At 69.9% G+C, this 19084-nt stretch carries 26 protein-coding genes and 1 pseudogene; 13 read left to right on the forward strand and 14 right to left on the reverse strand.

Features of this window, described 5'->3' with window-relative positions; genetic code table 11:
• Positions 1-49: 49 nt before the first annotated feature.
• Genes pqqE through ABZU76_RS08320 form a run of 3 tightly spaced genes read right to left on the reverse strand, consistent with a single transcriptional unit; the run spans position 50 to position 2258 of the window.
• On the reverse strand, positions 50-1444 hold the full coding sequence (pqqE, locus tag ABZU76_RS08310; RefSeq protein ID WP_354866381.1) for a pyrroloquinoline quinone biosynthesis protein PqqE: 1395 nt from the start codon (positions 1442-1444) through the stop codon (positions 50-52).
• Positions 1441-2130, reverse strand: a complete 690-nt coding sequence (pqqC, locus tag ABZU76_RS08315) for a pyrroloquinoline-quinone synthase PqqC (protein ID WP_354866383.1) — start codon at positions 2128-2130, stop codon at positions 1441-1443. The genes pqqE and pqqC overlap by 4 nt, the downstream gene beginning before the upstream one ends.
• Complete coding sequence (locus ABZU76_RS08320; RefSeq protein ID WP_354866385.1) at positions 2115-2258, reverse strand: hypothetical protein; 144 nt, start codon at positions 2256-2258, stop codon at positions 2115-2117. The genes pqqC and ABZU76_RS08320 overlap by 16 nt, the downstream gene beginning before the upstream one ends.
• A 264-nt stretch (positions 2259-2522) precedes the next feature.
• Here ABZU76_RS08320 and ABZU76_RS08325 point away from each other — a divergent pair, with 264 nt between their 5' ends.
• The 3 genes from ABZU76_RS08325 to ABZU76_RS08335 all read left to right on the forward strand — a co-directional run bounded on the left by ABZU76_RS08325 (position 2523) and on the right by ABZU76_RS08335 (position 7089).
• Positions 2523-4676: a PQQ-binding-like beta-propeller repeat protein gene (locus tag ABZU76_RS08325; protein WP_354866387.1), complete on the forward strand. Its 2154-nt coding sequence runs from the start codon at positions 2523-2525 to the stop codon at positions 4674-4676.
• 70 nt (positions 4677-4746) lie between these two features.
• Positions 4747-6441, forward strand: a complete 1695-nt coding sequence (locus tag ABZU76_RS08330) for an FAD-binding protein (RefSeq protein ID WP_354866389.1) — start codon at positions 4747-4749, stop codon at positions 6439-6441.
• Positions 6442-6735: 294 nt separating this feature from the next.
• Positions 6736-7089: a hypothetical protein gene (locus ABZU76_RS08335; RefSeq protein ID WP_354866391.1), complete on the forward strand. Its 354-nt coding sequence runs from the start codon at positions 6736-6738 to the stop codon at positions 7087-7089.
• Positions 7090-7223: 134 nt separating this feature from the next.
• Here ABZU76_RS08335 and ABZU76_RS08340 read toward each other — a convergent pair whose 3' ends face one another.
• Positions 7224-7736: a DUF2199 domain-containing protein gene (locus ABZU76_RS08340; RefSeq protein WP_354866393.1), complete on the reverse strand. Its 513-nt coding sequence runs from the start codon at positions 7734-7736 to the stop codon at positions 7224-7226.
• A gap of 268 nt (positions 7737-8004) precedes the next feature.
• Between ABZU76_RS08340 and ABZU76_RS08345 the strand changes: the two genes are divergently transcribed.
• Positions 8005-8397 carry a hypothetical protein gene (locus tag ABZU76_RS08345; RefSeq protein WP_354866395.1) on the forward strand — a complete coding sequence of 131 codons (393 nt, stop codon included), beginning with the start codon at positions 8005-8007 and terminating at the stop codon, positions 8395-8397.
• Between the two features lie 106 nt (positions 8398-8503).
• Here the strand turns inward: ABZU76_RS08345 and ABZU76_RS08350 are convergent, their stop codons facing one another.
• On the reverse strand, positions 8504-9289 hold the full coding sequence (locus tag ABZU76_RS08350) for an AraC family transcriptional regulator (protein ID WP_354866397.1): 786 nt from the start codon (positions 9287-9289) through the stop codon (positions 8504-8506).
• A gap of 57 nt (positions 9290-9346) precedes the next feature.
• Here ABZU76_RS08350 and ABZU76_RS08355 point away from each other — a divergent pair, with 57 nt between their 5' ends.
• The 6 genes from ABZU76_RS08355 to ABZU76_RS08380 all read left to right on the forward strand — a co-directional run bounded on the left by ABZU76_RS08355 (position 9347) and on the right by ABZU76_RS08380 (position 12906).
• Positions 9347-10213, forward strand: a complete 867-nt coding sequence (locus ABZU76_RS08355; RefSeq protein ID WP_354866399.1) for an alpha/beta hydrolase — start codon at positions 9347-9349, stop codon at positions 10211-10213.
• Between the two features lie 228 nt (positions 10214-10441).
• On the forward strand, positions 10442-11455 hold the full coding sequence (locus ABZU76_RS08360) for an NAD(P)H nitroreductase (protein ID WP_354866401.1): 1014 nt from the start codon (positions 10442-10444) through the stop codon (positions 11453-11455).
• A gap of 28 nt (positions 11456-11483) precedes the next feature.
• A complete protein-coding gene (locus tag ABZU76_RS08365; RefSeq protein ID WP_354866403.1) occupies positions 11484-11717 on the forward strand; it encodes an SHOCT domain-containing protein in 234 nt (77 codons plus the stop codon).
• A gap of 90 nt (positions 11718-11807) precedes the next feature.
• Complete coding sequence (locus tag ABZU76_RS08370; RefSeq protein WP_354866405.1) at positions 11808-12002, forward strand: hypothetical protein; 195 nt, start codon at positions 11808-11810, stop codon at positions 12000-12002.
• Positions 11983-12285, forward strand: coding sequence for a PLD nuclease N-terminal domain-containing protein (locus ABZU76_RS08375; RefSeq protein WP_354866407.1), 303 nt, complete (start codon positions 11983-11985; stop codon positions 12283-12285). The genes ABZU76_RS08370 and ABZU76_RS08375 overlap by 20 nt, the downstream gene beginning before the upstream one ends.
• A gap of 18 nt (positions 12286-12303) precedes the next feature.
• Positions 12304-12906 (forward strand): hypothetical protein, encoded by a 603-nt coding sequence (locus tag ABZU76_RS08380; protein ID WP_354866409.1) that lies wholly within the window; start codon positions 12304-12306, stop codon positions 12904-12906.
• A gap of 179 nt (positions 12907-13085) precedes the next feature.
• On the opposite strand, the gene ABZU76_RS08385 is transcribed toward ABZU76_RS08380, so the two are convergent.
• From ABZU76_RS08385 to ABZU76_RS08400, 4 genes and pseudogenes are all read right to left on the reverse strand, one after another.
• Positions 13086-13388 carry a BON domain-containing protein gene (locus tag ABZU76_RS08385; RefSeq protein WP_354866411.1) on the reverse strand — a complete coding sequence of 101 codons (303 nt, stop codon included), beginning with the start codon at positions 13386-13388 and terminating at the stop codon, positions 13086-13088.
• Between the two features lie 71 nt (positions 13389-13459).
• Entirely contained in the window at positions 13460-13966 is a 507-nt protein-coding gene (locus ABZU76_RS08390) for a universal stress protein (RefSeq protein WP_220239731.1), read from the reverse strand.
• Between the two features lie 32 nt (positions 13967-13998).
• Positions 13999-14276, reverse strand: a pseudogene (locus tag ABZU76_RS08395) (PEP-utilizing enzyme); the annotation flags it as partial.
• 259 nt (positions 14277-14535) lie between these two features.
• Complete coding sequence (locus tag ABZU76_RS08400; RefSeq protein WP_354866413.1) at positions 14536-15069, reverse strand: flavodoxin domain-containing protein; 534 nt, start codon at positions 15067-15069, stop codon at positions 14536-14538.
• Between the two features lie 177 nt (positions 15070-15246).
• Here ABZU76_RS08400 and ABZU76_RS08405 point away from each other — a divergent pair, with 177 nt between their 5' ends.
• On the forward strand, positions 15247-15873 hold the full coding sequence (locus ABZU76_RS08405) for a hypothetical protein (protein ID WP_354866415.1): 627 nt from the start codon (positions 15247-15249) through the stop codon (positions 15871-15873).
• 56 nt (positions 15874-15929) lie between these two features.
• Here ABZU76_RS08405 and ABZU76_RS08410 read toward each other — a convergent pair whose 3' ends face one another.
• The 4 genes from ABZU76_RS08410 to ABZU76_RS08425 all read right to left on the reverse strand — a co-directional run bounded on the left by ABZU76_RS08410 (position 15930) and on the right by ABZU76_RS08425 (position 17912).
• Positions 15930-16100, reverse strand: a complete 171-nt coding sequence (locus tag ABZU76_RS08410; protein WP_354866417.1) for a hypothetical protein — start codon at positions 16098-16100, stop codon at positions 15930-15932.
• Between the two features lie 328 nt (positions 16101-16428).
• Complete coding sequence (locus ABZU76_RS08415; protein ID WP_354866419.1) at positions 16429-16950, reverse strand: flavodoxin; 522 nt, start codon at positions 16948-16950, stop codon at positions 16429-16431.
• A 13-nt stretch (positions 16951-16963) separates the two neighbouring features.
• Positions 16964-17230 (reverse strand): dsRBD fold-containing protein, encoded by a 267-nt coding sequence (locus ABZU76_RS08420; protein WP_220247625.1) that lies wholly within the window; start codon positions 17228-17230, stop codon positions 16964-16966.
• 82 nt (positions 17231-17312) lie between these two features.
• Complete coding sequence (locus ABZU76_RS08425; RefSeq protein WP_354866422.1) at positions 17313-17912, reverse strand: hypothetical protein; 600 nt, start codon at positions 17910-17912, stop codon at positions 17313-17315.
• A 219-nt stretch (positions 17913-18131) separates the two neighbouring features.
• Here ABZU76_RS08425 and ABZU76_RS08430 point away from each other — a divergent pair, with 219 nt between their 5' ends.
• A complete protein-coding gene (locus tag ABZU76_RS08430) occupies positions 18132-18554 on the forward strand; it encodes a CBS domain-containing protein (RefSeq protein WP_354866424.1) in 423 nt (140 codons plus the stop codon).
• 125 nt (positions 18555-18679) lie between these two features.
• Positions 18680-18883 (forward strand): hypothetical protein, encoded by a 204-nt coding sequence (locus tag ABZU76_RS08435; protein WP_354866426.1) that lies wholly within the window; start codon positions 18680-18682, stop codon positions 18881-18883.
• Positions 18884-18930: 47 nt separating this feature from the next.
• Here ABZU76_RS08435 and ABZU76_RS08440 read toward each other — a convergent pair whose 3' ends face one another.
• A complete protein-coding gene (locus tag ABZU76_RS08440) occupies positions 18931-19074 on the reverse strand; it encodes a hypothetical protein (RefSeq protein ID WP_354866428.1) in 144 nt (47 codons plus the stop codon).
• Positions 19075-19084: the final 10 nt, after the last annotated feature.

A 19084-nucleotide genomic window follows, 5' to 3' on the forward strand; every position in this document is an offset into this window, starting at 1 on the left:
TTCCATTGCGGGGCACCACCTCCCGCCGCGGTGCCGAGGAAGCGGACCTTCATCGCATCCGCCGGGGCACGGCCGGCGCCAGACCCGGGTCCTCGACCTGGTCGAGAACCACCTGGTGGTACTCCGAGAGGTCGCAGACCGGATCGGTCGCCGCGGCGTCGCCGGTGACCTGGTACGCCTGGCAGCGACAGCCACCGAAGTCGACTTCCTTGAGCACGCAGCTCCGGCAGGGATCCGGCATCCAGTCAGTACCGCGGAACCGGCGGAACGCCGGCGAGTCGTACCAGATCGAGGCCAGCGCTTCGGTGCGGACCGAGGGCACCTGAAGGTCCGGCAAGGTCTCCGCCGCCAGGCACGGCAGCACCCCGCCGACGGGATTCACCACGAGCTGGCGCGAGCCCCAGCCGTAGTTGCAGGGCTTGGGCCGGGGACTGTAGTAGTCGGCCGCGACGTGCACGATCTCGAGCCCGGCCCCGAACCGGGCCCGCACTTCGGCGACGTCGGCGGCGGCACGCTCCACCTGCTCCCGGCTAGGCAGAAGAGCGCCGCGATTGCGCAGGGCCCAGCCGTAGAACTGGGTGTGCGCCAGCTCCAGCCGATCCGCGCCGAGGTCCACCGCGAGCGCGGCGATCGCCGGGATCCGCCCGACGTTCCCCCTGTGCAGCACCACGTTGATCGTCAACGGGAGTCCGGCTTCGCGCACGGCCCCGGCGACGGCGAGCTTGCGCTCGTGTGCCCGACGCCCCGCGATCGCGTTCGCCGGTGCGGCTTCCGCATCCTGCAAGGACAGCTGGAAGTGGTCCAGTCCCGCCTCGGCGAGCTGCCCGATCCGCGCGGCGTTCATCGAGACGCCGCTGGTGACCAGGTTGAGGTAGAACCCGAGGTCGTGCCCCGTCGCCACCAGCTCGACCAGGTCCTTCCGGAGACCGGGTTCCCCTCCCGACAGGTGCAGCTGCAGCACACCGAGAGCCCTCGCCTGCGCGAACACGTCCTGCCAGCCGGCAGTGTCGAGCTCGTCGCGGTAGTCGCCGAGGTTCAGCGGGTTGGCGCAATAGGTGCACTGCAGCGGGCACCGGTAGGTCAGCTCCGCGAGCAGCCCGAGGGGCGCCGGTGATCGTGGCGCGGCCGCCGTCACCGGCTTTCCGGCGGGTACCGGACGCGCCGCGCGCACGTCCGGCCCGGTGCCCACCAGCCCGCGGGTCTCCAGGTCGGCCAGCGCCCGCAGCACCGAACCATTCGTGACGCCGGAGTACCGCTCGCCCAGACAGGCCACGATCTCCGCCACGGTGCGCCGGGTGTCGCAGAGCTCGACCACGGCGGCCGCGGTGTCGTTGAGCACCAGAACCCCTTCGGGGAACAGGAGAACCCGGCTCTGCCGCACCAGGTCGAGCTCCAGGCGCACGCCCGCGCGCACCCCGGGCCTGCTGCCCGTATCCAGCGTCATGAGCACCTCGCATAGTCCACTGCGTCGAGCACACTCCAGAGGACGTCGCACTTGAACGACAGCGCCCGGATCGCGGCTTCCTGTTCCGCACGGGTGCGGCAATGCGTCAGCACCAGCTCGAGGGTGAACGCGCTGTCGTCGCGAGCGGCCGGAATGCGCCGGTCGAAGTACGCGAACCCGTCCGGCTCAATCCAGCCGTAGTGGCGGCGCCACGCGTCCATGCGGTCGCTCATGTGGTCCGGGGAGAACAGCTCCGTCAGCGCGGCCGCCACGCTTTCCTTCCACGGCCGGGTGCGACAGAAGTCGAGGTAACCGTCGACCGCGAACCGCACCCCGGGCAGCACGTGCCGTTCGTCGAGCACCTCCGCCCTGCTCAGCCCCACCGCTTGCGCCAGCCGCAGCCACTCGTGCATGCCACCTTCGTGCTCGTGCTCCCCGTCGTGGAACACGATGCGGCCCACCCACGCGCGGCGAACCTCGGGCAGCGGGCAGTTCGCGACGATCGCCGCGTTCTTGCGCGACAGGCACTTCTGGTAGTACCAGCGGTTCGCCACCCAGCGGCGCAGGTCCGCCGGCTCGCAGCCCCCGTCGTGCAGACGAAGGTGGAACGGGTGGTGCGCCCAGTAGCGTTTGGACAGACCGAGCAGGGCGTCGGTGAACTCCGCCCTGGTCAGCGGGCGTTCCACGGCCCGCTCTCAAGCGCGTAGGCCGTCACCTCCGGCCGCGTTTCGTATCCCTCCAGCACCGGGTCGGTCCACGTGGGCAGGGCGGACTCGACGAGCTTGGTGCTGGGCGTTTCCGGTACAGCGGACATGGCTTCGCTCCTCTTCACAACAGTGGGACAGAGAAACCAACAGGTCCATGTAGCGGACCGATTGGCCCACCTGGCGCTCCGGACAGTACCTCCTGAACCCAAGGTCGAACAAGAGGCGACTTGGCCGCCGCGCAGTCTTGTGGACCACTCCGGAAGCCTTTAAGCTCAACCGACCAACGGACTTGATGGACCACCAGGTGGACCACGTCCTTCGAGTTGAGTCACTCCTCGCAGCGCTTTTCCTCAATGAAGAGAGGGCAACCGATGGATCGACGCAGATTTCTGTCCGGTGCGGCCACCACTGCGGGCGCGGCGGTGGTGGGCACAGTGCTCGGCGCGGCGCCGGCGTCGGCAGGGGCCCCGGACACGCCGAAGCAACCCGATGCCTTCGGTGCCACCGGTGCGGATTTCCCGAAGGTCGGCGGAAACCTCGCCAACCAGAACCACTCACCGCTCAAGCAGATCAACCGCCACACCCTCGACCGGCTCGGCGGCGCCTGGCACGTGAACCTCGAGGGCGGCGACACCTCCCGCGCGCAGCAGAGCACGATCGTCGCGCAGGACGGCGTGCTCTACGTCCAGACCACCCAGCAGAACGTGTTCGCCGTCGACGGAAAGACCGGCGCCATCCGGTGGAAGTCGAACGTCGGTTCCGAAACCACCAACATGCGCGGCGTCGCACTCGGCCAGGGCAAGGTCTTCTCGACGTCGGGCGCGAACATCGTGTATGCGCTGAACCAGAAAACGGGCGCGATGATGTGGAAGCGCCAGCTGCTGACCGAAGACCCGACCCAGGGCACGCCGGAAGAGTGCGACCCGGCCAACGGACAGTGCGGCGGCGCGACCGGGACGCTCGCGGGCGCCATCGTCTACTGGGACGGGCTCATCTACGTCGGAATGCAGGGCAGCACCGCCGGCGCGCGCGGGCGCGCGTATGCCCTCGATGCGGCAACCGGCAAGATCGCCTGGACGTTCTGGTCCGTGCCGGGCCCCGGCGATTTCGGCAACGACACCTGGGAAGGCGAAAGCTGGAAGACCGGTGGGGCCGTGCCGTGGATCCACCCCGCGGTCGACCCCGACCTCGGGCTCGTCTACTGGACCTTCGGCAACCCCTACCCGCGTACCAACGGATCCACCCGCGGCGGCGACAACCTCTTCGCCAACTCGCTCGTGGCCATCGACGCCAAGACGGGCAAGCGACGCTGGCACTTCCAGTCGGTCCACCACGACATCTGGGACTACGACAACGTGATGGCGCCGGTGCTGATCGACCTGCGCATCGACGGGAAGCTGCGCAAGGTCGTCGTCTACGGCTCCAAAGTCGGCATGTACTACATCCTCGACCGCACCAACGGAAAGCCCGTGCAGGGTGTCAAAGAGCGCCCCGTGCCGCAGGACCCGCGACACAAGACCTCGCCGACCCAGCCGTTCCCGAAGGGCGACCCGTTCGTTCCCCAGGAACCCCGCCTGGACAACTCCACCCGGCCGGTGCCGTTTTACCCCAACGGCGGGCTCTTCGCCACGCACTGGGACCGCGCCACCATCATATTCCCGGGCGCGGGCGGCGGCGCCGACTGGGCGCACGTCTCGTTCAACCCCGAGACCGGCTACGTCTACGTCGGCTACGGCCTCGTCAACTCCGCGTACTCCAACACCACCGGAGGCCGGGTCAACACCGCCCGCCCCTACGGCGAGTACTTCGCGGGCGGCCTCGCGGCGATCGACCCCCGCACGAACAAGCTGGTGTGGAGCAAGGACAGCGAGTGGTCGCTGGCGCACGGCAACGGCATCCTCACCACCGCGGGCGGCGTGATGTTCCAGGGCGGCCCCGACGGCGTCCTACTCGGCATGGACGACACCGACGCCAAGGAACTGTGGCGATTCCAATGTGGAGCGGGCGTGCACACCAGCCCGGTCACCTATGAGATCGACGGCCAGCAGTACCTCGCCGTGTTCGCCGGCGGCAACGGCCTGCCCTACCCCGACATCCCGAAGGGCGACCACCTGTGGGCGTTCAAGCTCGGCGGACGGGTCGCCCCCGCCACCGCGCCCACTCCCCCGTCGAAGCGCAACCAGATTCGCACAGCGGCGGTCACCGCCGCGGCGGCCGGCTACACCGTCACGCTCGGCCGGATCTGGGACGCCGGCGCGGGCACGCCGGGTGCCCAGGAGAACACGGTGGCGCAGAACGCGATGTCACCGCAGAACCTGACCGTCCCGGTCGGCACCGAGATCACCTTCGTCAACCCGGTGGGCAACGCCACCGCGCACGGCGCGGTCTCGTTCTTCGAGTACGAGTTCGACAGCGGGACCCTCATGCCGGGGCAATCCTTCAAGCACACATTCGCGAAGAAGGGCGAGTACTTCTACAACGACCCGATCTACCCGCAGAACACCGGCAAGATCGTCGTGATCTGACCACTCCGCCGCGGCCTCCCGGCGCCATTCAGGGAGACCGCGGCGGAGCCTCATCAGAAGGGACCACAGCGTGCCTGACGAGCGATGGGACCACGAGGTCGACCTGCTGGTACTCGGCTCCGGCGCGGCGGGGCTGTGCGCGGCAACGGTCGGCGCGCACGAGGGGCTGTCCGCCCTGGTGCTGGAGAAAACCGAGTGGCTGGGCGGGACCACCGCCCGCTCCGCCGGGACCTGCTGGATTCCGGGGCACCAGTTCCAAGACGACCCCGTCGCCGATACCGAGGCCGCGGCGTCCTATCTCGACGCGCTGGTCGGTGCCCGCGCAGCCCGTGAACTCCGGGAAACATATCTCTCGCACGGCCCCACTGCGATCGACTACCTGGACCGCATCGGAGTGCGGTTCCGGCATTCCGCGACCGTCGTCGACTACCATCCCGAACTCCCCGGATCCGGCGTGGGCCGAGCACTCGAGCCGCACGTCTTCGACGGCCGGCGGCTGGGCAAGCGCGCCTTCGCCCGGATCCGCCCGCCGATCCCGGAACTCGCGCTCTTCGGCGGCACCCTGATGGTCCGCCGCCTCGAGGTCGACCAGCTCCTCACGATCTTCGATGGTTCGGTGCGGGGCGTGGCCGTCGCGCTGCGTCTCGGCCTGCGCTGGGCGATCGACCGGCTCCGTTATCCACGCGGCACCCGGCTGGTCATGGGCAACGCCCTCGTCGCGAGCCTGTACCACCAGCTGCTTCTGGGTTCGGGCGAGGTTTGGTTCACCGCACACACCACCGACCTCGTCACCGACGACGCCGGCCGCGTCCTCGGCGCAGTAGTCCTTCATCGCGGCCGCACGACCCGGATCGCCGCACGTCGCGGAGTCGTCCTCGCCGGCGGTGGCTTCCCCGCCGACCCGGAGCTGCGAGCTCGGCACCTGCCCCGGCCGACGCCACAGTTCACACCGGCAGCCGAGGGCGCGACCGGCGACACGATCGCCCTCGCCCAAGCAGTCGGCGGCGCGCTCGGCGAACCTCGCGACGACAACGCATGGTGGTTCCCCAGCTCGATCGGCCGTCGCCGAGACGGGTCGACCGCGGTGTTCCCGCACATCTGGGACCGCGCCAAGCCCGGCGTCCTCGCCGTCAACGCCGCCGGACGCCGGTTCGTCGACGAATCCGTTTCCTACCACCGCTTCACCCGCGCGATGTACAACTCGCACCAGTCCGTGCCGACCATCCCCGCGTGGCTCGTGCTCGACTCCCGGACTCTCTCCCGGTACGGGCTCGGCATGATCCGCCCGCACGCGCCCAAGACTGTGCTCCGGCGGCACACCGCCGCCGGCTACCTCCACACCGCACCGACGGTACGGGAGCTCGCCACCATGATCGGCGTCGATCCGGACGGCCTCGAGCGCACAGTCGCGGCCGCCGACCGGCACGCGCGGACCGGCGTCGACGACGAGTTCGGAAAAGGACGAAGCCCTTTCGGGCAGCGTAGCGGCGACCCCCGCCACACACCGAACGCCAACCTCGGCCCTGTTCGAACGGCCCCGTTCCACGCAATCGCCGTCGTTCCCACCCCGCTGGCCACCTCACTGGGCCTGCGGACCGATCCCGACGCGAGAGTCCTCGACGAGCAGGGGACCCCGATCCCGGGCTTGTACGCCTGCGGCAACGACGCGGACTCCCCCATGGCTTCCGAATACCCCGGCGCCGGATGCCAGGTGAGCGCGGGCCTGATCTTCGGCTACCTCGCGGCCCGCCACGCCACAACTTAGACGCTCTGCTACTCACATCCGTTTGGCAGTACCGCGACCAGATCGCGACATCAGCTGTCCGAGCACCGCTTTCTGACCCTCTTTCCGGCCAACTGCCCGTCAGGCAGCTTGTTTCCAGTTCTTCCCCGCTGGCCATCCCCCGTCTTTCCCTATACGAGTAGCACCCCCGCCGATCGTGCTCTCCGAGCTGAAGAGCACTGCCGGTGTTGCCGGAGGTGCTCACTTGGCAAGCACTCTGGCGCACCGAACGTTCTGACGGCCGCTGTCGACCTCGCGCCGGCCTACCTGGGCAGCATGGAAGCGACCGATCTGGTCTTCCTGGCCAACGGCCAGGGCTGGTCCGTGTGGAGCAACGCCCTCAGTTCGGAGCAGGCTGTTCCAATGGTCGACCCGGGCGCAGCGACTGGTCATCTCAGGCCGGCGATACGCCCGAATCGACCACGACGCGAAGTGCCGGGTCGTGGTGGACGAGCGGCCCTGGCACGAGGAATTGACACCGGCTATCGCATCGGTCCTGGCCGCAACGCGGCAGGCGGCGCCGAGACGGTGCTGGCGGTGGATGGGCGCATCAGCTTCAGTGATCGGTTCGCTCTGGAACGTCATGAGCTATGGACAGAGGATGACCCGGCCGGCTGGACGTTGCTCTGACCCTTTCAGTCGGTGGATTCTATGACCTGGCGGTCGTGTTTCCGCTGGCGCGTTGTGTTGTGGTCGGCGGCTATCCGCGCGTGGTGCTTGACCTGTAGCCGGGTGTGGTGCCGAGATCCCGCGTCACGGAGTCATCACTGGGTGGGGTGCAGGAGCAGTTCGGCGATCGTTCGCACGCGGGCACGGGTGATGCCGGTGCGTTGTTCGACTGCCAGTGGGTGGTCGGTGGGCTCGAGTTCCACGGTTGGCCGGACGCCGACGGGCTGGCTGTGCAGGTTGGTTTTCAGGTTCAGAGTTGCAGGCTCGTAAGTGGGCAGTTCGGTGGCGAGCCAGCCGAAGTAGGGTGGCTCCTGCACTCGCTCGGGCTTGTCCCACAGTTCGGTGACGCGGGCGAAGTTGGGCTCGCTGAGCGACACCCACACGCCCCATTCGAAGTCGTCGCCGGCATCCAGGGTCGGCAGGACCAGGCGAGCCCTGATGAAGAAGTGCTTTCCATCGATCACGCATTGCTCGTCACCGAGGATGCTGTCGGGTTTGCCGGCCAGGCCGTCGTGCCAGTAGGCAGGTGCGAATGTGCCATAGCCCAAGGGGAGCTCGTCATGGTGCCGGCCGCAGCAGGAACAGTCGAACCCCAGGTCGATCGTCATGGCGCACAGCATAGGCATGCCTCGCGCGGCCTTGATCGATCAGTCTCGGACTGGCTGAGCTGCGGCCGCGGAGCCGGTTCTCGTGCCGGCTATACGCGAGGTAGTACCCGTAGGCGTGGTGGACGCCAGGCCGACGATGATTGCGCGGACCCGGTCAAGGCTGGCCACCTCGTCACTCGACGTCCGCTGAGCACCGAGGACAGGCGAAGGGCCGCGTGGCCGACGTGTTCGCCCAGAGGAATATCGTGCCCAGGAAGGAGCGTCAACTGTGGAACTCAGCTCAGATCCCGTTTTCGGAGAAGTGGATATCACCGCGACCGCGAGAGAACTGGCGTGCTTGGCAAGCGCGATCGCCGAAGGGACCGGGTTCATCAGCGCCGCGTCCGCTTCTTCACCCAACGGCCACACCCTGACGGGGATCGAAGTCAAGGCGACAACCGACTCCGCCGTCTGCATCCGCCTCGATGCCCCGACGCAGGTCCTCGTGATCAGCGGCAATGCCGATTCCAGGGCCGTCCTGGCCGAAAATGTGCATGCCATAGCCACTGCCGATGACGGCGGCCATCTTCACGTCGACTACTTTCCCGGGCACCCCTACCTGGCTGACGGATCCCTACCCTTGGTGATCAACAGCCCGCACGGAGGAATGCCGACCCGGTGAACGCTCTCGTGTTCCGCGAGCGCGGACGTCTTCGCGTAGCAGCCGACGTGCTGTGGATCTTGCTTTCGGGGGCCGAATGCAGCACCGAAAAAACGATCACATTGAGCTACGCGTTGTCGGTCAGGTATTCGGTGGGGGTGCAGCCGGTGAGGCTGCGGAAATCGCGGTTGAGGTGGGACTGGTCCGCGTAACCGCAGCGGATCGCGAGGTCCGCCCATGAACGTGCCGAGGGGAGGAGGGACACCGCGAGGTGCAGGCGGGCGATCCGCCCGACAGTCTTGGGCGAGAGGCCGATGTCTTCGCGGAACCGGGCCGTCAGGTGCTGCCGCGTCCAGCCGATCTCGGACGCCACCTCGTCGACCCGGACCGGGCCGGACGTCAGCCGCTGCCACGCCGCCTGCACCGACCGGGGTAGGGCCGGGCCGGCCAGCACCCGGGGCCGGAGGAAGTCGTCGAGCAGGTTGAACCGCGCGGACCAGCCGGAGGTCGCGGCGAGCCGTTCGGTCAGCAGGCCCACGTCCCGGCCGAGCAGGTCGGTCGCGCTGACGCTCGCGTTGGCCAGCAGGCGCAGCGGCATCCCGAACAACGCGTGCGCCGCGAACGGTGTCAGTGCGATCGTGATCCCCCGCGCACGTCCGCCTTGCGACACGAGCAGGGGGCGGTCGCGCAGCCCGAGGACCGGCGACGGCGGCAGCGTCCGCACCGGCGCCTCGAGGTCGAGGACCACCGTGATCGCACCCAACGGCGTCACCCGCCACGGCATTGCGTCCGCGTCGGGGAAGTCGTGAGCCGCGTACGTCAAGACTCCCGGGACGCGCGAAGCCCCGAAGACGTGCCGCCCCTGCGCTCTCGTGACCTCCCCGCGTGGCACGACGAGCGACCACTCCGTCATGCCGCCATCTTACTTTCGTCCAAGACTGCCGGGGCCTCGCGAAATAGCGTCCCCGTCATGAAGGGCATCGGCAGGTTCAAGAATCCCGAAGCGCAGCGGCGCTACTTCGACGTCTACGAGCGCGCGATGCGGCAAAATCCGCCACCGGACGAGGTGTACGACGTCCCGTGCCGCCACGGCACCACCCGAGTCTACCGCTTCGGCGCCGGCGAACACCCGATCGTGCTCCTGCCGAGCCTCATGGGCACCTCCGCCTGCTACGCACCGCTGATCCCCGGACTCGCGCAACACGGCCCGGTCTACGCCGTCGACACGCTCGGCGAGGCCGGGCGCAGCGTGCAGACCGCGCCGTTCACGAGCATCGGCGATCGCGCCCGGGGCCTCGACGACGTCCTGACCGCGCTCGGACTGCGCGAGGTCCACCTCGTCGGAGGATCGACCGGCGGCTGGCACGCGGTCAACCAAGCCATCCACGCCCCGGCCCGGCTCGCCGCGATCTCCCTCCTCGACCCCACCACCGTCAGCGCCAAATTCTCGCCCGCCGTCCAGTGGCGCGGCCTCACCTCGGCGGTATTGAACCGCGACAGCGCCTGGCGACGCTTCCTGATCTGGTCGGCGGGACAGGACATCTTCGACCAGCCCGCCGCACAAGTCATCGTCGCCGGGATCCGCGCCTACCGCGCCCAGATCCCGTTCCAGACCTGCCCGAGGGAGGAAGACCTGCGAGCGATCCAGGTGCCGGTGGTGGCGCTGTTCGGCGGTCGCAGCGTCGTCCACGATCCGGCCGCCGCCGCGGCGAACCTCCGGAGACTCCTCCCCCATGCCGAGGTCGACGTCCTACCCGAAGCCGGGCACTACCTGTACCTCGGGCCCAACGATCGGCAGCGGATTCTCGAAGTGATCAACACTGCCCGCCTTCGATGACCAGCAGTCCGGCGTGTCGCGCTGCGGATGGCCGCAGAAACCGACGAGTGACGCGGTGGGCATCGACACGAGCGGCACCGCCGAGCGATCCCGAGCCCGGACGTTCGCCGTGCTCGCCGAGGACCGGCGAAAGTCCCTCCGCCTGGGGAACTCGGACTCTCCAGCGGGGCGGCACGCGAGTGGCAGGGTCAAGCCGACTACTTCACGACTCGACCAGGCAGGCCCGCCATGGAACGTGGACTTCCCGACGACTTCACCGTCAAAGCCGCGGTGGCGATGGCCATTCGCGCGCCATCGGTGCACAACTCCCAGCCGTGGTGGTGGGCGGTGGGCGCCCGGTCGCTGCACCTGTATGCCGATCCGTCCCGGCAGCTCGCGCAAACCGACCCGGACGGACGCGACCTTCTCATCGGCTGCGGTGCCGCCTTGCACCACCTGCGAATCGGCTTCGCCGCGCTCGGCTGGCAGGCCGACGTGCACCGGCTTCCCAATCCCGCCGAACCCGACCACCTCGCCGCGGTCGAGTTCCGGCGGAGCGAGCCCAGCGCATCGGAGGTCGCGCTCGCCGCGGCCATCCCGCGGCGCCGTACCGACCGCCGCCGCCACAGCGCGTGGGAAGTCCCGCGCGGGTACCTCGAGTCGATCGCCGAGGCCGTGGCCGACGAGGGCGTCGTCCTGCGCGTCGCCGAGAACGCCGAGCGCCACTACCTGGTCGCCGCGATCAGCGAAGCGAACCGACGCCACCAAGCCGATCCCGCATACCGGGTCGAACTCGCCGCCTGGAGCGGCCGGCGGGCAGCCCCCGACGGCGTCCCGTCGAGAAACACGCCGGTCCCTGACGTCACGCCGGGGACGCTGCCTACCCGGCGGTTCGCCGACCCCGAGCTCGCCGAACCGGTCGGCGCCACCGGCGAGGACGACGGGACCGTGCTCCTGGTGCTGAGCACGGCATCCGACGACCGGATGTCCCGCCTGCGCGCGGGGGAAGCGACCAGTGCGGCCCTGCTGACGGCGACCCGACTCGGGCTCGCCACCTGCCCGCTGACGGAGCCGCTCGAACTGCCCGACGTCCGGCGCACGGTGGAGAACAAGGTCTCGTCCGGCACGATCCCGCAGATGGTCGTGCGCCTCGGCTGGGCGCCCGTGAACGCGGACCCGCTGCCCGCTGCCCCCCGCCGCGACCTGCGGGACGTGCTGATTCCTCTCGGTACGGCCGAAGCGCCCTTCGGCGCCGGCCACTAGGAGCACTGATCTGAGCGAGGTGGACAAAATGCCGTACTGGCATTACGGATCGACAGCCGGCTGGGTCGTTCCGGCGCTGGTCATCGTCGGGCTGCTCGTGGTGCTGGCCGCCGCCGCGATCGTTGCCGCGCTGCTGATCCGGCGCACTCCGAAGACCACATCGGTCGAAGACCGCGCCATGAGCATCCTGCGCGAGCGATTCGCGCGTGGGGAAATCGATCAGGAGGAATACGAGCGCCGCCGCACGGCGCTCGGGCCCTGACGCCCGGGGCGGAACAGGTCACCGTCGTGAAGGGACTTCCCATGACCGTACGAGGCGGTCGCAGAGCACCTCGCCGCCGTCGCCCGCAAAGTGATCGTCTCCGCGCCGGGCAAGGGCGTGGACGCGCCGATCGTGCTCGGCGTCGACGAAGGCACCTACGATCCGGAAGCGCACCACGTGATCCACACCGCCAAGGTATTCGGCTGGTACGACAACGAATGGGGCTACGCGTGCCGCACCCTCGAGCTCGCCGAGCTGGTGGGCCGTGAACTCACCCGGCGCTGACCGCGCCCGCGGCCGCAAGTGGGCCGATCTCTCCGCCGCCGAACGCCGCGTCGTCGCCGGCGCGGCCGTGGTCCAGGCCACGCTGGCCACGACGGCGTGGTGGGACCTCGCGCACCGGCCGGCGGATCAGGTTCGCGGGCCGAAAGCGTTGTGGGCGGCGGTGATCGCCGTCAACTTCGCCGGGCCGCTCGCGTACTTCGGATGGGGCCGGCTGCCAAGGACCTCCGCGGAGAGGACCTTCGGCTCCAGAGTCATCCACCGTCGCGCACGACACTCGGAGTGATCGACGAACGGAGAGATCATGTCCATCAAACCCGAGCACGAAAAGCCTTCCGACACAAAGGTTCCCACGCCTCACGAGCCTCGGCGGCCCGCGCCGCCCCGCCACCGCCGGGCCGGCGGCGGCCGTGCTCTGGCCCTGCTGCGGATCGCCATGGGCCTCGTCTTCCTGTGGGCCTTCGCCGACAAGCTGTTCGGCCTCGGCTACTCCACTGCCGCCGCGGGTGCGTGGATCCGCGGCGGCTCCCCCACCCGCGGCTTCCTGGGCTCCGTCGACGTGGGTCCGCTCGCCTCGACGTTCCACGCCTGGGCCGGCGCGTGGTGGGCCGACTGGCTCTTCGTGGCCGGCCTGCTCGGCATCGGCATCGCGTTGCTGGCCGGGATTACGCTGCGGATCACCGCCGTCGCGGGCACGGTCCTGCTTCTGCTGATGTGGGCCGCCGAATGGCCTCCGGCGCGGTTCACCGTCGCCGGTGAGGCGACACACTCGACCCACCCGTTCCTCGACTACCACATCGTCTACGCACTCGTCCTCGTCGCACTCGCCACGACGCTCGCCGGCAACACCTGGGGGTTCGGCCACCGCTGGGCCGCCTTCACCGGCGACCGCGCCTGGCTGCGCTGACCCGTCCACCGCGAGGAGGTGCCGGCGACGAGGTCCCCGACCGTGATAACCGAAGCTCTCACGCCGGCGCTGTTCTTGGATTGAGCCCCGCTTTCGCACGGCATCACCACGCGAAGCACGACGGCCACCGTCCGATCAGGACGATGGCCGTCAGCGGCGATGGTTGTCAGCAGCGGGGGTCAGGGGCGGTACGGCGACCGCCTGCCGAACCAGCCGCCGGCCACTGGCTCGTCCGGATGGATGTCGCGATCGTCGCGCTCGGACTTGAGATGCCCGCGCACTTCGACGACCCCGTCAACGCGGCGGACGGGCGCCTCGACAAGCGAAATCATGCCGTACCGCTCGACCGTACCGCTGAGCGACACGATCCCGTCCTGCACCGCGACGTACAGCGACCGAGGCTCCATGCACATCTCCTTCGCGAGCACCTCGTCGCAGACCTCCTCGCGGATGTCCTCGTCCGGGCGTCTTGAACGGGGCACCGAGCGGGACGCTCACGACGTCCGTCGTCATGACGGCACTCACCTTGCGCTGTCCGGTCATCGTCGGCTCCTCACAACAGCGGGCCGGGCTGGTAGGTCGCGACCGTGTCCGCCTCCGGAACCGGTCCCCGTTCCTCCGCCGTGCGCACCGGCACGACGACAACAGGGCAGCGGGACTCCTTGAGGCAGTACGCGGACACGGACCCGACGAGCAGCCGCAGCAAGCGGCCGTGGCCGTGGCTCCCGACGACGAGCATCGCCGCGTTCTGCGAGACTCGTACGAGGACCGGGCCGGGGGCACCATCGACCGGTTCCGCGCGGACCGGCACCGGGTCGGCGCCGGCGAGTGCGTCGGCGACGGACCGCTCCAGCTGCTGCCGATACCGGATTTCCATGCCCGGCAGCGACTGCGTCGCCGCCGACTCCAGATCGGCGGTCGGGTCGAAGCTCCACGCTCTGACTGCCACGACGCGGCGGCCGCTCGCCCTCGCCTCGGCCATGGCCCAGCGCAGTGCCGCGGCGCTGCCCGCCGAGCCGTCGACGCCGACGACGATGTCGTCCTGGTCTGCCGTGGTCACGGTGTTCTCCTCTCCCGACGGGAAACGACGGCGCCGGCGCGCACCTCGCCCCTCGTGCCATCGACCGCCACCAGAGTCCGGTCCGCGAGCACGCGGGTGGCGTCACCGGTCCCGACCACGCAGGGCACGCGCAGCTCGCGCGCGACCACCGCCGCGTGGCAAGTCATCCCGCCTCCGTCGGTCACGAGCGCGGCCGACCGGCGAATGGCGGGCACCAGTCCGGGTTCGTCATCGGCGCGGCCAGCACGTCGCCTTCGAGCAGCTGCGCGGCTTCGGCCGGAGCGAGCGTGCGGATCAGGCCGACCTCGCCGTCGGCCGGCAGCGCCCTCACGGACGGGTTCGCGGTCATGATTCTCCTCCGAAAACGTGATGGCGGGCGCGGCCGCCGCTCGGGCGATGTTCGGCAACGTCGTCCGGTAACCGATGCCGTGACGTCGTCCACGCGGCGCGCCCGGAGAACGGACTGCCTCCACAAGCGACACAGGCCGCGAAGATCGGGTGCGACAGGGCCGAGACGTCGCTTCACGAACCCGAACGGGCATGACCGCGGCTCTTCGGGACTCGTCCTGTCATCGCCGGCCCTGTCGCTCCACGGGCGCCGTGGCCAGCTCGCCGGCGATGGTCCGCGCCCAGGCCCGGATCATCGGCCAGTCACGGTTGTCGCCGTCCGGTACTCGTAACGCGGCGACCACGGCCCGCTCGGGGAAGCGCAGCTTCGCGCGCTCGATCCGGCCACCGAAAAGCCGGTGCTCGCGGGCGCCCGAAGCGACCAGCACATCGGAGACGTCCACCGGATCCTCGCCCGGGTGCGCCTGCTCCCCCGCCGGCCCGCTGGAAAACAGCCACACGGGGACGCGGCGCAGTTCCCCCTGGCGCTCGTGCACGAGGCGACGTGCGCTGTCGAGCCAATGCCCGAAGTAGACCGCGCTGCCGAGCACCACCGCGTCGTACCCCACGAACGACGTGACGTGCTCGGCATCGCGCACCTCGGTCTCCGCCGCGACACCGGTTTCCTCGAGCGAAGCCGCGGCCGTCGCGGCGATCTGCTCGGCGATTTCTCTCGTGGCCCCGTGTCTGGTCGCCACCACGACGAGAATCCTCATGGCAAGCCCCCTTTCGATCGACACTCCTCACCGTCGCGTCCCACCACAGCCCGCGGCAGGGCACGAAGTCACTTCCGGCGATGACGAAATCAGCCACGCACATACCGTCCGCTCCTAGCGCACGCGTTGGGGCGCGCCCAGCCTGGAAACTCCACACCCGCCCGAAGAGGAGGCACCATGACGGATTCCCACCCGCAGGCACCCGATCTGCTCGTCGACCGGTTCGCCCCGCACCCCCACTTCTCATTGGTGCGCCACGAGATCGTCGACGCACCGGTCAAAGAGACGTACGCGGCGGCACGCGACCTCGACCTGACGGATATCCACAGTGGTCTTCTGACGATCGCGGAGCGGCTTCGCGAGCTGCCCGCTCGCTGGCGCGACCGGCGGCATGGGCCGCCACGGCAGCCCACCCGCCTGACGGTCGACGACCTCGACAGCGGTTCCGACTGGGCGCTTCTTGGCGAGCACCCGGGCACCGAGTTCGCCGTCGGCGTCGCAGGGAAGTTCTGGCGCCCGGTCATCACCTGGCGCCGGGTCGACCCGGACGACTTCGCGGCTTTTTCCGAACCCGGATACGGAAAGCTGGTGATCACGTTCGGCGTGCGGCCTTACGGACTCCATCACAGCCTGCTGACCGTCGACTCCCGAGTGCAGATGACGGACCCGCAGAGCTGGCTGAAGTTCCGCCGGTACTGGCGAATCGCCCGCCCCTTCGCCCGGGCGGCCCACACCACGCTGGTGCGGACGATCTCCCGAGAGGCACGGGACCGGGCTCTGGCCGCCTACAGCCGGCCGGAATGAACGGCCGCTCGAGCCGTGTCCCGCCGCGACTCCGGGAACCGGCTCGGGGTCGCCCGTCAGCATCCGGACTCGGGTGCTGATTCGGGCACCACGTCCTTCTCGTTCTCCTCGATCGCGCGCCGTTCACCCACCAGCAGGTACCGGCGGATCGTAGTAGTGCGCCGGCCACGCGCGGAGACCTCGCGCCGCGCGTCTTCCTCGATCAATGCCTGTTCCTTCTCGTCCACGATGCTCCTCCTTCCCACTGCCGGAGACCTTCCCCCGAGGTTGGAAGCGGCCGTGATCGCGGCGCTGCGGCCGTACGTCGGCGGGCCCGGAGTCTTTGGTCCCTCCCTCCGGTGCGGTGCGGCCCTGCTCCGGGCAAGGCGCACAGCCGCACACTCGGGCGATGACCCACGCGCCGCTCCCGCTCGGCGGCGTACGCGTAGGCGCGGCGCCTTGCGGTTCCGGCCGGTTTCGCCGGCGTGATCGCCGTAGTGTGCTTCCACCGCCCGACCGAAGCGCCCATCGGTGCTCCTGCGGACCGGTGACGGGAGCGCCCGGGGACGCCGGACCTCAGCCGCGGCCGGACCCGGTCCGCCGGGCCTGGGCAAGGGACTCGCCCCACTCCCGAGCTCGTGCTCGTTCTCCGTCCACCAGCCGTGTTTCGCCGTCCACCACCTCGACGAAGAAGCTCGTCGCCGGAACCACCGGAGGATGGCCGAGGCGGCGCAAGAACTTGCCGGCCGCCCTCGCGGCGGAGCCGGTCAGCCATACCGGTTTGCGGAGCCTGGTGTCGAACGCGGCCGTGGTCGTTCCCGGAGGCAGGACGTGAAACCCGCCCAGCCACTCGCGCATCCCCGGCTCGTGCGTGCGAGTCCCGCCGGGAGCCTGCTCCACCGCCGCCTTGCGCGTCGACGGCCGGCTCAGGCCGTGGACGTGCGTCGGCGCGCCGACCACGAGCAGGTCGCACCCCATCAGATTGCGTGGCGCGAGGTCAACGGGGACGACCTCCGCCGAATCCAGCCCCTCCGCCACCGCTCGGGCGACCTCTTCGGTGTCGCCGAACATGGACTCGTACACGACGATCGCGTGCATCCCGGCCACCTCCTCACCTGTCGAGCCGAGCAGGCTCGTGGGTGATGCCTTCGATGTCCTCGGCGGCGACGTCCAGCAGCCGGTGCGCGAGCGCGCTCAGGGCCCGGGCGGCGGCGAGCTCGTCCCCGATCTCCGGGACGTCACGGTCAACCGGGTTGAGCCGCGCGGTGCCTGCCGCGTCGAGCGTCGCACCTGACCCGGTGTCCAGCCGGGCCGTGGCGTTCGTCCGCCCTTCGTTCTCGCTGAGGAACACTTCGACGTGCCATTGCCTGGTGTGCATGACTACCTCCTGTTCCACGCACAGTCCGGCCACGATCCTCGAACCCGCGTCGGCACGGGGTCGTCGATCGGTCGCCCCGAGCTCACGAGCGCGCTTTCCTGCTCACGAAGGCGAACCACTCCTGCTGCCACTTCCCCCTGCGGTAGCGGTTCAGTGCGAAGACAGCGATCCCGTAGACCAGCGCCAGTCCGAGGCACACCGCGAACAACAGCCCGGCCGCGGCCGCGGTCGCGTTCACGACGGCGGCGACGGCGCTCAGCGGCGGTTCGACCACGACGCCGGTGTGATCCACCCAGATCTGCACGGTATCGCCACGGTGGGAACCTCCGTTCGCTCCCACTTTCCCGACGTGACGGACGCCGTCGGCGGAGTCCCACGTCGCGTCGGTCGGCATCGGGCTGCCGACTGCGCCGCTGCGGCCACTCACGGAAATCGGCGGGCCATCCGCGAGGAGCATCGCCGTCACCGGCGCGCGCTCGGCGAGTTCCCGCACCGAGACCGCCTTCTGCGAAGCGTAGACCGACGAGCCGACGGCCGCCGAGAACGGGACCGCGGCGAGGGCCACGAGGATCACCACGAGCACCAGACCGGCCTGCAGCCGGTCCGAAGTCCGCGCGACGGAGCCGCGAGTGGGAACGAGCAGGTGCCACCACCGCGGCAAGCGGTTCGCCGACGGAACCATGTCTCGCGCCTTTCGTTTCGACGGACCGGTCCGCTCTTCAGCATGGGCCGCGCGCCGGCTGGTCCGAAGAGGCCTTCTGCCCGATTCGCCGGGTCACCGGTCCTCGGCGCGCGCCCCGCCCGGCGGCCGGCCGGGGACCAAAGACCCTTGGCCCGCCCGGGCCGCCGGCATCAAGGTCGGACGAGGCACCCACACCCGGCCGCCGGAACGGAGAACGCCATGCGAACGCGTGACATCATGACGACCCCCGTGATCAGCGTGACTTTCGACGCTTCGCTCGCCGAGGCCGCTCACCTGATGACGCGACAGGGCTTCACCACCCTGCCCGTGGTCACCCGTTCGGCCAAGCTCGTGGGCCTGATCAGCGAACGGGACCTCGTCCAGGCCGGCTTCCCCGGCGACTCGGCCACCGGGGACCCTGACACGGGCGTCCTGCTCGGCCGCCACCGCACCGTGTCCGCGGTCATGCGCACCCCGGCCCCGACCGCGACCCCAGACCTCGACGCCAACGCGCTCGCGCACCGCATGACCGAATCAGGTGTGCGCGCGCTGCCCGTGGTCGACGACAACGGATCGCTGGTGGGCATCGTGACGTATCAGGACCTGCTGCGCGTCCTGCCCGCCGAGGAGCGGTCTTCATAAGACACCGAGTCCGCACCAGGTGGTCAGCGAGCAGGCACATCAGGGGCGCGCACGGTCGTCACCTCCGCCACCGGACACCGCGCCGTCGTCCGCGCCGGCAAGCCGTGACCGAGACGCGGCAACGTATGCGGCCGGCCGGTGCCGCGGAAGAGGTCGAGCAACGGCGCCCGGGTGCCCCGCGCCTCGAACGGCTGCGACACGAACGACGTGGCGAGGCCTTCCGCGGTCGCGGTCAGCAGGACTCGTTGCTGCCGGGGATGTCCGGCGGCGGGCCGAAGGCGATCGCCGGCACCCCGTCCTGGCTGTCCGGATCACGGCCCGTCCGCTGAGCGGCTTCAGCGCGGAACTCGGCGTCGAGCGACTGTTCGGCCTCCGCTCAGCGAACCAGCGCGGTCACCTTCGGGTATCGGCCTGACGCGTTGAGGAACTCCAGCACGCCCCCCTCACCGCGCGCGGCGGACTTGAGCCGGGCCCGTGCGACCGGCCTGCTCGACGAACGGGGGAAAAGCGCTGTGGTCATCATGGTCTCC

The sequence above is a fragment of the Amycolatopsis sp. NPDC005232 genome (assembly GCF_040607795.1).
Lineage (GTDB): Bacteria > Actinomycetota > Actinomycetes > Mycobacteriales > Pseudonocardiaceae > Amycolatopsis.